This is a genomic window from Flavobacterium sp. CF136 (assembly GCF_000282055.1).
In the GTDB taxonomy this organism is placed as follows: Bacteria; Bacteroidota; Bacteroidia; order Flavobacteriales; family Flavobacteriaceae; genus Flavobacterium.
Genome location: NZ_AKJZ01000087.1, coordinates 1 through 15,035 on the forward strand (window position 1 = coordinate 1; position 15,035 = coordinate 15,035).

Here is a 15,035-nt window from a genome sequence, read left to right on the forward strand (position 1 = left end):
CTTTCACATAGGCAGCTATGTGTATTTAAATAAGTGAAACGCCTACTTTTGAGTTTACAAAATCTATGTTTCTATGTGTTGAAAATAATTACGCCCAACGGATTTACTTTTAAATAAAACTATGAAATACTATTTACTACTTTTAATAACATTTGTTTCGATTTCGTGTTCAGATAGTTCTTCTCAAAATGAAAAGAATGATGAAGAGCTTATTACACCACCGGTTAATTTTCCTTATACTTTTGGAAAAAAACCGGTTGACGGAAAAGAAATTTACATTCCGATAGAGTTGAAGCAAAATGACTTTACGGCTAAAAGTAGTAAATGGTGCTATCAGCGAAGTGCTTCTTCGGATAATATTATTGTTTTTTGGGAAGCCGGTTTTGGAGCTGATCCTACCGTTACTCCAAAAGCAAGTATGCAAGTGAATCTCAGGGATTTTATGGATAAAGCAGAAAAATTTTATGCCTATTATCGTGATGAAATGAAGTTTGTAGAGAAAGGGAAATCAAAATCTGATAAATACAGAATGATTGTTATGTTAGTTTACCAGGAAGAATGGCTCGCAACAGGATCCGGTTATGATGATGTTATTGGCGCTTTATGGGTAAATCCGGCGACGACTAAACCCGTAGGACATGTGATTGCCCATGAATTTGGCCATTCGTTTCAATATCAGGTAAAATGTGATGGTCATTATGGTTTTAGAGATCAGAATTACGTTGGAAGCTTTTGGGAACAATGTGCACAATACATGTCCTGGCAGCAGTATCCAGCCGAATTTACCGGAGATTTACCTTTCTTGTTAAAAAATATTCATAAAAACTTTTCACATGAAGACATCAGATATGAGTCTATCTATCTTATGGAATATTGGAAACAAAAACATGGAAAAGAATTTTTGGGAAGAGTCTGGAACGAGGCAATTGATGCAGAACATCCTATAGAAGCCTATAAGCGAATTACAAAAATTAATCAGGAACAATTTAATGATGAGGTTTTTGAATATGCCTGTAAAAATATTACCTGGGATTATCCATTAGGAGAATATAATAACACCTATATAAATGCTTTACCCAAATTACAACAGGACGAATACAAACATAAAACCAGTTTGACAGCAGTTGGCGATGGTTATTTTCAAATTTCTCCCAATCAAATTCCTCAAAGTTATGGTTACAATGCTATAAAATTAGAAGTTCCGGCAACCGGTACAAATGTTTCAGTATCATTTGAAGGACTTGATAATAACTGGAAATCAATAGCAGGCTGGCGTTGGGGTTTTGTTGTGGTAAATACCCAAAACAAACCAATTTACGGCACTATTCAACGTGATTCAAAAGGTGCTGCATCTATTGTGATACAGGAAAATTTCAAAGAATTATGGCTGATTGTGAGCGGTGCTCCAACAGTACATACAAATCATGTCTGGGATGATAAAAGTGATAACGACGAGAACTTTCCGTACAAGATAAAATTAACAAACACGAGTTTGAAATAATAAAATATTTTTTTCTAAGATGCCTCTTTCATACAATAGTTTGTTTTATGAAAGAGGTTTTTAAAATATAATAGGGAACTACTAAACGGAATTATCAAAAGCTTCTGAATTACAATTAGAAATCAGGAAATATTTTAAAATTGTAATAAAACTAAAATTGTGCGCGGTAATGCGAAGGCGAAATTCCTTTTAATTCCTTAAACTTTCTGTTGAAGTTGGCAATATCCTGAAACCCGCAAAGTTCAGATATAGATGATATTGAAAGGTCTTTTTTGTTATGGAGAAGCTTGCACGCATTTTCAATTCGGATTTCAATCAAAAACTGAAAAAAAGTTTTGTTGGTACGCTTTTTAAAGTATCGGCAAAATGCATTTTTACTCATATTTGCTTTCTCAGCAACCTCATCTAAAGTAATATTCTGATGGTAAAACTCGATGGCATATTCAAAAACCGCACTCATGCGTCGTCCTTCATCATCAGTATATTTCTTTTTGTAGACAAAAGAAGAAAGGGGCGTTTTCTCAGAAGATATAATGATGTTTATAATTTTTAGGAAAGAGGCAATTCGTTGTATTTTATTTTGGTTTTTTAATTTATTAAAGTGGTGTGTGATCTTTTTTTGATTCGATAAGATTTTCATTCCATACTCTGATTCCTTAAAAAAATCATCAACACTGCTCATATCATTAAGACTGAAAAAATCTTTTCCAAAAGAGGTTTTAGTAAAAAATAAAGTCAGCATTATGGATTCAGAACAGGCTTCTACATTGCTTCTAAAAACGTGTGGCAGGTTTTCACCAATCACTAAAATATCATTTTCCTTATAATCGTTTATAGAATCTCCAACTATTAAAGTTCCTGAACCTTTTGCAATATAACTGATCTGAATTTCTTCATGCTGATGCAATTGATCATAAAAAACACGTTCAATGTCTTCCTGATAAATAAGAGCCTCTCTTTCGGTTTTTGGTATTTTAAAAGGTAAGATTTTCAAAGTGAATTTTTTTGGTTATGTAAATATTAACAAAAAAATTAGATTATCCAATAGATAGGGTAATATAGTATTGATAAAGGCTAATAATAACAAAGACACCCCTTTGGATAAGTTTTATTTTTGATAAAAATTAAGTTATGAAGATAAACTGGAAAGGCGTAATGCCAGCTGTAACAACAAAGTTTACAGAAGAAGGTCAATTAGACCTCGTAATGTTCGAAAAAAATATTAAAGCCCAAATTGATGCCGGAGTTACCGGAATTATACTAGGCGGAACCCTTGGTGAAGCCAGTACATTAACTAAAGAAGAAAAAGAGGTTCTAATAAATACGACATTAAAAATAGTCGAAGAAAAAATTCCGGTTATCGTAAATATTGCTGAGCAGACTACCAGCGAAGCAATTACTTTGGCAAAACGTGCTGAAGAATTAGGTGTAAATGGTTTGATGCTTTTGCCGCCAATGCGATATAAAGCCACAGATCATGAAACAGTTGTCTATTTTAAAGAAATAGCAAAAAGCACTTCGTTACCAATTATGATTTACAATAATCCTGTTGATTATAAAATTGAGGTAACACTTGACATGTTTGAAGAACTTTTAAAATTAGAAAACATTCAGGCAGTAAAAGAATCAACCAGGGATATTAGTAATGTAACGAGAATCAGAAACCGTTTTGGAGATCGTTTAAAAGTGCTTTGCGGAGTTGATACTTTGGCCCTGGAAAGTTTAGTGGCCGGAGCCGATGGGTGGGTTGCAGGTTTGGTAGTGGCATATCCGGAAGAAACGGTTGCAATTTATAAATTGGTAAAAGCAGGGAAAATTGAAGAAGCTTTAGTAATTTACAGATGGTTTATGCCGTTGTTAGAATTGGATATTTCACCGCAATTGGTACAGAATATTAAATTAGCTGAAGTTGCCACCGGACTCGGAACAGAAAACGTAAGAGCACCGAGACTTCCGTTGCAGGGAACAGAGAGAGAACGCGTTTTGTCAATCATTGATCATGCCATGAAGAACAGACCGGTTTTGCCCGCTTACAAAAACATATAATTTAAGAATCAAAGAAAGCTATGACAACAGGAAAAAATTATATTGGAGATGTGCTTTCCGCAAAAGGTAAAACGACATATAAAACAATAAATCCCGAATTAAATTCGGAGAATGAAACTGTTTTTTATGAAGCTGCCGAAGATGAAATTTCTCAGGCCGTAGCATTGGCAGATGAAGCTTTTAAAATATACGGAACAATTGAAGACGTAAAAAAAGCGGAGTTTTTAGAAGCCATTGCTGAAGAAATTGAAGCTCTTGGCGAAAATTTATTAGTGACTTATATTCAGGAATCAGGTCTTCCTGCCGGAAGGGCAAATGGTGAACGTGCGAGAACAACCGGACAGTTAAGAGCATTTGCAACCATGTTAAGAGAAGGTTCGTGGGTAGAAGCCATCATTAATAAAACAGAAGGAAAACCGGATATACGAAGAATACAGATTCCAATTGGACCTGTAGTAGTTTTTGGAGCAAGTAATTTTCCACTGGCTTTTTCTACTGCCGGTGGTGATACAGCAAGCGCATTGGCAGCCGGTTGTCCTGTGATTGTAAAATCGCATCCGCTTCATGCGGGAACAGGAGAACTGGTTGCTTCGGCAATAATTAAAGCAGCAAAAAGAACGGGCATGCCCAATGGCGTTTTTTCTAATATTAACAGCAGCGGTATAGCGGTTGGAGCAGCTTTGGTCGAACATCCTCTAATCAAAGCAGTAGGATTTACAGGAAGTATTAAAGGAGGTACGGCACTTTGTAAAATTGCTGCCAACAGACCAGTTCCAATTCCTGTTTATGCAGAGATGGGAAGTATAAATCCGGTGATAGTTTTACCATCCGCCTTAAAAACCAATAATAAAAATTGGGCTAAAAATTATGCAGCATCAATTGTTGCGGGTACAGGACAGTTTTGTACGAATCCGGGACTTATTTTAGGAATAAACAGCAAAGAATTAGAGGATTTTATTGCTAATTTAGTCTTAGAGTTAGATAATTTAGAACCAACCTGTATGCTGCATCCTAATATTAAAAACCAATATGAAAATCTGAAATCAGAAGTTCTTGGACAAGAAGGATATACGCAGCAAACAAGTTTGAATAAAGAGGTAAAACCAAATTATGCATTACAAAATGTAATAACTGTTGATGGCAGTACCTTCTTAAAAAATAAAACATTTCACAAGGAAGTTTTCGGTCCTTTTTCGGTTGTCGTTAAATGTGATAATATTCAACAGCTGAATAAAATTATTCATAATTTAGAAGGACAGCTCACAGGTACAATTTTGAATTCTGATTTAAAGGAATTGGAAACATTTAAAGAAGTAATCGAAAATCTTAAAAATAAAGTGGGACGATTAGTTTATAATAATGTTCCAACAGGAGTTGAGGTTTGCTCCGGAATGACACATGGCGGCCCTTTTCCTGCCAGTTCCGACAGTAAATTTACCTCAGTAGGATTAACAGCCGTAAAAAGATGGATTCGTCCTGTCACTTTTCAGGATTGGCCGGATGCATTGCTCCCAGTTGCTTTACAGGATAAAAATCCATTAGATATTACCAGAACTGTAAATGATATACTAACAAAGAATTCTATTTAGTTTATGCCTAGAAAAACATTTTTTTGTGTAGATGCACATACTTGCGGAAATCCAGTAAGAGTAGTTGCCGGCGGAGGCCCAAATTTGGTTGGAAACAACATGAGCGAAAAGCGACAGCACTTTTTAAAAGAATACGATTGGATCCGTAAAGGATTAATGTTTGAACCACGTGGACATGATATGATGAGCGGAAGTATTCTTTATCCGCCCAGTAATCCGGAAAATGATTTTGGAATCTTATTTATCGAGACTTCAGGATGCCTTCCAATGTGCGGTCACGGAACTATCGGAACGATTACTATTGCCATCGAAGAGGGATTGGTTATACCTAAAATTCCGGGAAAAATAAAAATGGAAGCCCCTGCAGGACTGGTTCAGATTGAATACCAGCAAACAGATAAAAAAGTAGATTGGGTACGTCTGACAAATGTAAAATCGTATTTAGCTGCAGAAGGTCTGACTGTTGATTGTCCCGAGTTAGGTGAGATTGTTTTTGATGTGGCTTACGGAGGAAATTATTACGCTATTGTAGATCCGCAGCAGCATTTTTCAGGTATTCAGGACTTTACGGCAGGAAAAATTGTTCAGTACAGTCAGGAAGTTCGCAAACGTATTAACGAAAAATATCCAAATCTATTTATTCATCCGGAAAATGATACGATTCGGGATGTGAGTCATATGTTATGGACTGGTGATCCAATCGATCCAACTTCTTCGGGTAGAAATGCAGTTTTTTATGGAGATAAAGCCATCGATCGCTCTCCATGCGGAACCGGAACTTCTGCAAGAATCGCACAACTTCATGCTAAGGGAAAACTAAAAAAAGGAGAAGATTATATTCATGAAAGTTTTATCGGAAGTAAATTTATCGGACGGGTTGAAGAAGAAACTTCGATAGGAAATATCAAAGCCATTGTACCCAGTATTCAGGGCTGGGCAAAAGTGTACGGTTATAATAATATCATCATTGACGAAGATGATGATCCGTATGCGTTTGGTTTTCAGGTGATTTAAGAAATAATAATGATAGTCCGTTGTGTGATTTTTTCAACACATAGAATCATAGTTCGTGACGCTGAAATAGACATTTCACTTTATTTAAATTCACATAGGCTATGTGATAGAAACATGTTTCTTTTTGCATTCTTTTTTATAAGTCAAACCTATGTATCTCGCCTGCACTGAGCGTAGTCGAAGTGTGTTAAAATATTTTTTTTTTGAATCATGCCAACTATTTGATAATAAAAAATAGTGGTTTACAGAATATGTTCTTCCTGCTAATGATTTTTTAAATTTATAATGCTAATGAAAAAAATAAGTATAATTGGCGGAGGAATAATAGGGTTGTGTTCAGCCTATTATTTAGCCAAAGAAGGTTATGAAGTAGTTGTTTTTGATAAATCGGATATGACAGATGGCTGCTCATACGGAAACGCAGGAATGATTGTTCCTTCGCATATTATTCCGCTTGCACAGCCGGGAATGATAGCCCAGGGAATAAAATGGATGTTTGACAGTCACAGTCCGTTTTATGTGAAACCCAGATTAAGTACAGATTTAATGAAATGGGGATTGCAATTTTATAAACATGCCAATTTAAAACATGTGGAGAAAGCAATGCCGGCACTTTGTGATTTATCGCTTTTGAGTAAGGAACTGTATCAGGATTTTGCCAAAGAAAACAATTCTTTTTTCTATGAAGAAAAAGGACTTTTGATGCTTTACAAAACAGATAAAACTGCCGAAGAAATACATCATGAAGGAAAGCTGGCTGAAGAATTAGGTTTAGAAGTCGATTTCCTTTCCAAAGAAGAAGTTTCAAAATTAGAAAAAGGCACTGCAACAAATGTAATTGGCGGAGTTCATTATAAAAGTGATGCTCATATTTATCCACAAAAATTCATGCAATTTATTAAAGAAGGGTTAAACAGATTGAATGTGACAATTCATGCTCAAACAACTGTAAATGATTTTGTTTTGAAGAACAATACAATTACTGAAATCATAACAGATAAAGGCAGTTTTACAACTGATGAGGTTGTTTTGGCTTCAGGTTCATGGAGTCCTGAAATTGCTGAAAAATTAAATATCAATATTTCAATTTTACCGGGAAAAGGGTACAGTTTCACCCTAAAAGATCAAAACCATAAACCTTCGATTCCAACTATTTTATGTGAAGGAAAAGTGGCGGTAACGCCTATGAATAATGATATACGTTTTGGTGGGACGATGGAAATTACCCATACCAATGACACCAAAATCAATCAGAACAGAGTTCAGGGAATTGTGAATTCAATAAATGATTTTTATCCGGATTTAAAAATTGAGATGCCAAAAGAACAAGAAACCTGGTTTGGATTCAGGCCTTGTACACCTTCGGGAATGCCAATAATTGCGAGAGATAAAAAGATTAAAAATTTAACTTTAGTCACAGGACATGCAATGATGGGATTAAGTCTGGCACCGGCAACAGGTAAAATCGTTTCGGAGATTATTTCCGGAAAGCGAACTTCTGTAGACACTCAAATGTTTCAACTATAAAAATCAGCTTCATTTTGATTAAAAAAAATGAAGCTGATTTTTTTTAATAAAGCTATTACTGTTTTTAGATTATTTTATTTAAAGGAAATTTTAAATACAAACTAATATTTAGAATTTTAAATACATTTTTGAAATCATAACCAAAATTAACCAACCAAAAAATGAAAGATAATAATCAGGAAGAATTTAAAAAAGAACTCGGACTTCTAGACGGAACCATGCTTGTGGTAGGTTCGATGATCGGATCAGGAATATTTATTGTCAGTGCCGATATTGCGAGACAAGTAGGATCTACAGGCTGGCTGATCTTAATTTGGCTGATTTCGGGATTAATTACGATGATAGCCGCAGTAAGTTATGGAGAATTAAGCGCTATGTTTCCTAACGCCGGAGGTCAGTATGTTTATCTAAAAGAAGCGTATAATAAGCTAATAGCATTTTTGTACGGCTGGAGTTTTTTTGCTGTGATCCAGACCGGAACAATTGCTGCGGTAGGAGTGGCGTTTTCAAAATTTGCAGCATATTTAGTTCCGGCTGTCAGCGATGAAAATATAATTTATCAGGTAGGGAACTTCAAACTGAATGTAGCGCAGATTGTTTCTATAGTGACTATTATTTTTCTAACCTATTTGAATACCTGTGGGGTAAAAAACAGTAAAATTCTGCAAACAATCCTGACTATTATTAAAATATTGTCTATTTCAGGGTTAATCATTTTCGGGTTTACATTAGCAGCCAAAGCTTCTGTCTGGGATGCCAACTGGACAGATGCATGGACACCTCATTCTTTTAATACAGAATCAGGTTCCTGGCTGCCAATTGGAGGAACAGCCTTGATTTCCGGAATTTCAGCAGCTATGGTTGGAGCCTTATTTTCCAGTGATTCGTGGACAGGAGTTACTTTTATCGCAGGCGAAATTAAAAATCCTAAACGCAATGTTGGCTTAAGTATGCTCTTAGGAACAGTTATCGTTACTATAATTTATGTTCTGACTAACTTAATGTATGTAGCTGTTATTCCGTTAAACGAAATCGCAACAGCTAAATCAGATAGAGTAGCGGTAGTGGCTTCCCAATATATTTTTGGAGATATCGGAACACTTATTATTGCGCTCATGATTATGATTTCGACCTTTGCCTGCAATAACGGATTGATTATGGCCGGAGCCAGAGTTTATTATACAATGGCAAATGATGGTTTATTTTTTAAAAAAGCAGCCAGACTTAATACTGCAAGTGTTCCTGCCTGGGCACTTTGGGCACAATGTATCTGGGCTTCTGTATTATGTCTTACAGGCAAATACGGAGATTTATTAGACTTCGTAATTATCATAGTCCTTATCTTTTATATCCTGACCATTTGCGGAATTATTATTCTTCGTAAAAAAATGCCGGATGCAATACGTCCTTACAAAGCTTTTGGATATCCTTTTTTACCATTGCTGTATATTATAATTGCTTCGGCTGTTTGTATTTCTTTATTATTTACAAAATTTTCAACCTGCGGATGGGGAGTTTTGATAATGTTAATGGGAATTCCGATTTACTATTTGATAAAAGAAAAGAGTACCAATTAATTGCTATTCAATTTGATCTGGTGGTTAATGTAGAGGCGCACAGCAGTGCGTCTACACCCAGCATATCGATAAACATTGCGTAGACGCACTGCTGTGCGCCTCTACGAAATATGCGAATGTAAAACTGTGTTTTTGCAAATCTGTATAGGGACAGCTTATTAGTATTTAATAACCTATTTTTTCCTGCATTTTATTCCTGTTGGGTAATATAATCTTAGTATGAGTTAATATTTGCCCATAGACATCAGAAAATTATATATATTTTTATTGATATTTAATTATGAAAACAACTGTAATAAAAATAAGTGTATTTTTAACACTTTCGTGGTGTTTAGCAGGTTATGCCCAGGGTACTTTGAAAGAGTACAAGAAGGCAAATGCCGTAGATTCTTTATTTAAGAACAAGGTAATGAATACTCCTAAAGAATTTCATTGGATTGGGAATGATTATGTTTGGTATAGTAACAACATTCCAAAAGGAAAAGAATTTCTTTTGGTCGACACTAAACAGCAAAAACAATCGCAGGCTTTTGACCATAATAAATTAGGACAATCGCTGTCAAAAATTTTAGGAAAAGAAGTTAGTTCTAAAGAGCTGCCGATTGATAATTTAGAATTTGATAAAACGCTGTCAACATTAGTTTTTACCACAGATACACTCAAAATATCCTGTAATTTAAATACATATGAATTAACTAAAATCAAAGGAGGTTATAAAAAAACATTGAAAAAAGAGGATTATTGGGGAGGAAATTTTGATGAACTCGGCAATAAACCTGTAGGTTCTCCGGATTCTTTGCATACGGCTTTTATAAAGAATTATAATCTGTATATAAAAGACAAAAAAACAAAAGCAGAAACACAATTAAGTTATGACGGATCCAAAGGATTTTATTATTCATCCTATATGCAATGGTCTCCGGACAGCCGTGAGATAATGGCCTATAAAGTAAGACCGGGCGAAGAGCATAAAATTTATTTTGTAGAATCAAGTCCGTCAGATCAGTTTCAGCCAAAATTGCAAACCAGGGATTATTTGAAACCCGGTGATCAATTACCTTTTAAAAGTCCGCAGTTGTTTGTTGTGGCTTCCAAAAAACAAATCCCTGTTGCTACAGATTTATTTCAGGAACAATATGATCTTTCAGGTATAGAATGGAAAGACGACAGCAGCAGTTTTACTTTTGAATACAATCAAAGAGGACATCAGGTTTATCGTGTTTTAGAAGTAAATGCAGCAACCGGAAAAGTAAAAGTTATTATAGAAGAAACCAGTCCGACTTTTGTAGAATATAGCGGAAAAAGATACCGATACGATCTCAAAAAAAGCAACGAAATAATTTGGGCTTCGGAACGTGACGGATGGAATCATTTGTATTTGTATGATGCCATTACAGGAAAAGTAAAAAATCAGATTACAAAAGGAAACTGGCCAGTTCGGGAAGTAATTAAAGTTGATGAAGAAAAAAAACAAATCTATTTTACGGCAAGCGGATTAGACAATGATCAGGATCCTTATTTGCTGCATTTTTGCCGAATTGATTTTAACGGAAAAAACTTTAAAAGATTAACGACAGAAAACGGAAATCATAAAGTGACTTTTTCGCCGGATTACAACTATTATGTAGACCAATATTCGCGGGTAGATGCTGCGCCAATTACAGTTCTGAAAAGTATTGATTCTCAAAAAACAATTGTAGAAATGCAAAAAGCTGATATTTCGGCATTACAGAAAACAGGCTGGACGGCTCCGGAAGTTTTTACGGCGAAAGGCAGAGATGGCAAAACAGATATCTGGGGAGTTATTGTGCGTCCGACTACTTTTGATCCGAATCGTAAATATCCAATTATTGAATATATTTATGCCGGTCCGCAGGATTCATTTGTTCCAAAAAACTTCCAGCCTTATTACTGGGCAATGTCGTCTTTGGCAGAATTAGGATTTATTGTGGTTCAGATTGACGGAATGGGTACTTCAAATCGTTCAAAAGCCTTTCATGATGTCTGCTGGAAAAATTTAAAAGACGGAGGTTTCCCCGATAGAAAACTTTGGATGAAAGCCGCTGCAGCCAAATATCCATACATGAATATTGATAAAGTTGGGATTCATGGTGTATCCGCGGGAGGTCAGAATGCAGCTGCCGCTTTGGTTTTTAATTCAGATTTTTATGATGTTGCAGTGTCATCTTGCGGTTGTCACGATAACCGGATGGATAAAATGTGGTGGAACGAACAATGGATGGGATACCCGATTGGACCTGAATATGAAGCGTGCTCGAATACCGCCAATGCAGCCCAATTGAAAGGGGATTTGATGCTGATTTTGGGAGAATTAGATGATAATGTTGATCCGGCCTCAACTATGCAATTTGCAAACGCATTGATTAAAGCCAATAAAAATTTCGAATTAGTTACCGTTCCGGGACTGGGTCATTCTGCCGGAGGTGATTTTGGAGAACGCAAACGAAAAGATTATTTTGTACAGCATTTATTAGGAGTTACACCGCCATCTTGGGAGGAAGTTTACAATTGAAAACTCTTAAAAAGAATTTAATTATGAAAAGATATAAGCTATTTATTTGTGTCCTATTAAGTTTTTGGGGATTAAGCACAACGACAATATTTGCACAAAGCGGCGATCAGATTTTAGACGGAATTGGCGAAACAGGATTAATTGCGCGTTATGTTTTTGATGGTGATGCAAAAGACTGGTCGCGAAATAATCTGCACGGTAAAATTCAGGATGTCAAAGCCAAGTTTGTAAATGACGAGCAATTTGGCACCGTACTTTCTTTACCAGCAGACAGTAAAGCTTTTGTTGCAATTCCGGGCGATGCTTTGACAGGAGAAGAATCACTGAGTATTACAGGTTGGATTTATTTGCGATCTGCACAAAAAGGGCAGCGATTTTTTGATTTTGGAAAAAACACGAAATCGCATTTGTTTTTTGCGCCAGTTGGAACAGAAAAAGAAGATGGAATTCAGACGGAAGTTATTACAGAAACAGGAGGAAAATACAAAACAAAATCAGCAGCTTTAGAAACAGGTAAATGGAATCATGTAGCAATGATTATAAATATTCCCTCGAAATCGATCAGCACTTATGTGAATGGTATACTGGTGGGTGAGACTAAGAACGTAGACTTGGACTTAGCAAAATTATTCGATTATAATTCAGGTGAAAAAAACAGGCTTTACATAGGAAAATCGCTGACAGATGAAAATACCTATTTAAATGCCAAATTGCATGATTTCAGAATTTACAGAGTTCCTTTAACCGACAAACAAGTTACCAGAATTTATAACAATGCTTTGAAAGAAGGTCAGGAAGAAGAGGAATCAGGAGAAGAGCAGGCAGCAGATTTACCAAAGTTTTCTAAAACGACTCCTCAGCTTTATAATCAGTTTCTGACCAGTGTATCGGATGTTAAAGTAGAAACAGTTGTTGGAACGCTTCCACGATTACCGAGTTATGTAAGAGGTGTTTACCGTGATGGAATTGAAGGACCTGAGGTTCGCGTAATTTGGCCTTCGCCGAAAGATAATAGTGAAGTGCTTAAAAGTGGTCAATACACCGTAACCGGAAGTGTTTCGGGCACAGATTTAAAACCAAAAGCGATTATAATTGTAAAAGAAGCTAAAGAAACTGCTACACCGGAACGTAAACTGGAAGTTTTCAAATTAGACCAAGTTGTATTAAATGACAATCTTGACGGACACCACACCAAATTTATGGAGAATCGCGATAAGTTCCTGACAACCCTTGCCACGACAGACCCGGACTCTTTCCTTTATATGTTTCGTAATGCCTTTGGACAAGAGCAGCCAAAAGAAGCTGAACCGCTTGGTGTATGGGATACTCAGGAAACCAAATTACGCGGACATGCTACAGGTCATTACCTGACAGCAATTGCTCAGGCATATGCGAGTACGGGTTATGATAAAACGCTTCAGGCAAATTTTAAGGATAAAATGGAGTACATGGTTAATACATTGTACGATTTGGAACAGCTTTCAGGAAAACCAAAGGAAGCCGGAGGTAAATTTGTGTCAGATCCGACGGCAATTCCTTTTGGTCCTGGAAAAACAAATTATGATTCAGATTTGAGTGCGGAAGGTATTCGCACGGATTACTGGAATTGGGGAAAAGGATTTATAAGTGCCTATCCACCGGATCAATTTATTATGCTGGAAAATGGTGCAACCTATGGAGGACAAAAGACTCAAATTTGGGCACCTTATTATACTTTGCATAAAATTCTTGCCGGTTTGATGGATGTTTACGAAGTCAGCGGCAACGAAAAAGCGCTTGAAACTGCTAAAGGTATGGGTGATTGGGTTTACGCTCGCATGAAAAAGCTGCCAACAGAGACGCTTATTAGTATGTGGAACCGCTATATCGCCGGAGAATTTGGCGGAATGAATGAAGCTATGGCGAGACTTTACAGAATCACAAAAGATCCTCATTATTTAGAAGTAGCACAATTATTCGACAATATTAAAGTGTTTTATGGCGATGCAAACCACTCGCACGGACTGGCTAAAAATGTAGATACATTCCGGGGATTGCATGCCAATCAGCATATTCCACAAATTATGGGAGCGCTCGAAATGTACCGCGATTCTAACACTCCGGATTATTATCGTGTTGCCGATAATTTTTGGTACAAAACCGTAAATGACTATATGTACAGTATCGGTGGAGTTGCAGGAGCGCGTAATCCTGCTAATGCGGAATGTTTTATCAGCCAGCCGGCAACAATTTATGAAAACGGTTTTTCATCTGGCGGACAAAATGAAACCTGTGCTACTTATAACATGCTTAAATTAACCGGAGATCTGTTTCTTTATGAGCAGCGCGGAGAGTTAATGGATTATTATGAACGTGGTCTTTACAATCACATTCTTTCTTCCGTAGCTGAAAATAGTCCTGCAAATACATACCATGTGCCATTGAGACCGGGTTCCGTAAAACAGTTTGGCAATCCACACATGACAGGTTTCACTTGTTGTAACGGAACGGCTATTGAGAGCAATACGAAATTTCAGAATTCAATTTATTTTAAAAGTGCTGATAATAATTCGTTGTATGTAAATCTTTATGTGCCTTCAACATTAAAATGGACAGAAAAAAATATAACGGTAAAACAAACGACTGATTTTCCAAATGAAGATTTTACCAAATTGACGATTAAAGGCAATGGCAAATTTGATCTTAAAGTACGTGTACCGCATTGGGCAACCAAAGGATTTTTTGTGAAAATAAATGGGAAGTCCGAAAAAGTAAAAGCACAGCCGGGAAGCTATCTTACTTTAAACAAAAAATGGAAAGATGGTGATGTAATTGAGTTGCGTATGCCATTTCAATTTCACTTAGAGCCCGTGATGGATCAGCAAAATATAGCCAGTTTATTTTACGGACCCATTTTGTTGGCAGCTCAGGAATCTGAACCGGGAAAAGACTGGCGCAAAGTAACTTTAGACGTTAAAGATATAAGCAAATCGATAGCCGGAGACCCTAAGAAATTGCAGTTTAGTATCGACGGAGTTGTTTTCAAACCATTTTATGAAACCTATGGACGTCATTCTGTTTATCTGGATGTTACACTGAAATAGTTTTCAGAATTAAAAGAAGTTGCCACGACTCGAACGATAGCGATCAAGTGAAGCAATTAAAGAAAGTGTTTTTTGGCTTTGACAAAGAATTACTAACTTAAAAGAGTTTAACAGAATGTTTTACGACAGATTTAAATATTATTTTTTTTGTGTCACGCAGATTTT

At 36.2% G+C, this 15,035-nt stretch carries 9 protein-coding genes; 8 read left to right on the top strand and 1 reads right to left on the bottom strand.

Going from position 1 to position 15,035, the window contains the following annotated elements; translation table 11 throughout:
• Window positions 1-121 precede the first annotated feature (121 nt).
• On the top strand, window positions 122-1,501 hold the full coding sequence (locus PMI10_RS19450; protein WP_007810959.1) for a DUF6055 domain-containing protein: 1,380 nt from the start codon (window positions 122-124) through the stop codon (window positions 1,499-1,501).
• 151 nt (window positions 1,502-1,652) lie between these two features.
• Here PMI10_RS19450 and PMI10_RS19455 read toward each other — a convergent pair whose 3' ends face one another.
• Window positions 1,653-2,495, bottom strand: coding sequence for an AraC family transcriptional regulator (locus PMI10_RS19455; protein WP_007810960.1), 843 nt, complete (start codon window positions 2,493-2,495; stop codon window positions 1,653-1,655).
• Window positions 2,496-2,632: 137 nt separating this feature from the next.
• On the opposite strand from PMI10_RS19455, the gene PMI10_RS19460 reads away from it, so the two are divergent.
• From PMI10_RS19460 to PMI10_RS19490, 7 genes are all read left to right on the top strand, one after another.
• Window positions 2,633-3,547, top strand: a complete 915-nt coding sequence (locus tag PMI10_RS19460) for a dihydrodipicolinate synthase family protein (RefSeq protein ID WP_007810961.1) — start codon at window positions 2,633-2,635, stop codon at window positions 3,545-3,547.
• A 20-nt stretch (window positions 3,548-3,567) separates the two neighbouring features.
• On the top strand, window positions 3,568-5,136 hold the full coding sequence (locus PMI10_RS19465; protein WP_007810962.1) for an aldehyde dehydrogenase (NADP(+)): 1,569 nt from the start codon (window positions 3,568-3,570) through the stop codon (window positions 5,134-5,136).
• A gap of 3 nt (window positions 5,137-5,139) precedes the next feature.
• On the top strand, window positions 5,140-6,150 hold the full coding sequence (locus PMI10_RS19470) for a 4-hydroxyproline epimerase (protein WP_007810963.1): 1,011 nt from the start codon (window positions 5,140-5,142) through the stop codon (window positions 6,148-6,150).
• Window positions 6,151-6,441: 291 nt separating this feature from the next.
• Window positions 6,442-7,677, top strand: coding sequence for an NAD(P)/FAD-dependent oxidoreductase (locus PMI10_RS19475; protein ID WP_007810964.1), 1,236 nt, complete (start codon window positions 6,442-6,444; stop codon window positions 7,675-7,677).
• Window positions 7,678-7,838: 161 nt separating this feature from the next.
• Window positions 7,839-9,254 (top strand): APC family permease, encoded by a 1,416-nt coding sequence (locus PMI10_RS19480; RefSeq protein ID WP_007810965.1) that lies wholly within the window; start codon window positions 7,839-7,841, stop codon window positions 9,252-9,254.
• 280 nt (window positions 9,255-9,534) lie between these two features.
• Window positions 9,535-11,787 (top strand): S9 family peptidase, encoded by a 2,253-nt coding sequence (locus tag PMI10_RS19485; protein ID WP_007810966.1) that lies wholly within the window; start codon window positions 9,535-9,537, stop codon window positions 11,785-11,787.
• Between the two features lie 23 nt (window positions 11,788-11,810).
• A complete protein-coding gene (locus PMI10_RS19490) occupies window positions 11,811-14,870 on the top strand; it encodes a beta-L-arabinofuranosidase domain-containing protein (RefSeq protein ID WP_007810969.1) in 3,060 nt (1,019 codons plus the stop codon).
• The last annotated feature ends 165 nt before the right edge of the window (window positions 14,871-15,035 follow it).

Coding starts and splice junctions, on each gene's coding strand:
- PMI10_RS19450 (WP_007810959.1), top strand. CDS start 122: ATGAAATACTATTTACTACTTTTAATAACATTTGTTTCGATTTCGTGT.
- PMI10_RS19460 (WP_007810961.1), top strand. CDS start 2,633: ATGAAGATAAACTGGAAAGGCGTAATGCCAGCTGTAACAACAAAGTTT.
- PMI10_RS19465 (WP_007810962.1), top strand. CDS start 3,568: ATGACAACAGGAAAAAATTATATTGGAGATGTGCTTTCCGCAAAAGGT.
- PMI10_RS19470 (WP_007810963.1), top strand. CDS start 5,140: ATGCCTAGAAAAACATTTTTTTGTGTAGATGCACATACTTGCGGAAAT.
- PMI10_RS19475 (WP_007810964.1), top strand. CDS start 6,442: ATGAAAAAAATAAGTATAATTGGCGGAGGAATAATAGGGTTGTGTTCA.
- PMI10_RS19480 (WP_007810965.1), top strand. CDS start 7,839: ATGAAAGATAATAATCAGGAAGAATTTAAAAAAGAACTCGGACTTCTA.
- PMI10_RS19485 (WP_007810966.1), top strand. CDS start 9,535: ATGAAAACAACTGTAATAAAAATAAGTGTATTTTTAACACTTTCGTGG.
- PMI10_RS19490 (WP_007810969.1), top strand. CDS start 11,811: ATGAAAAGATATAAGCTATTTATTTGTGTCCTATTAAGTTTTTGGGGA.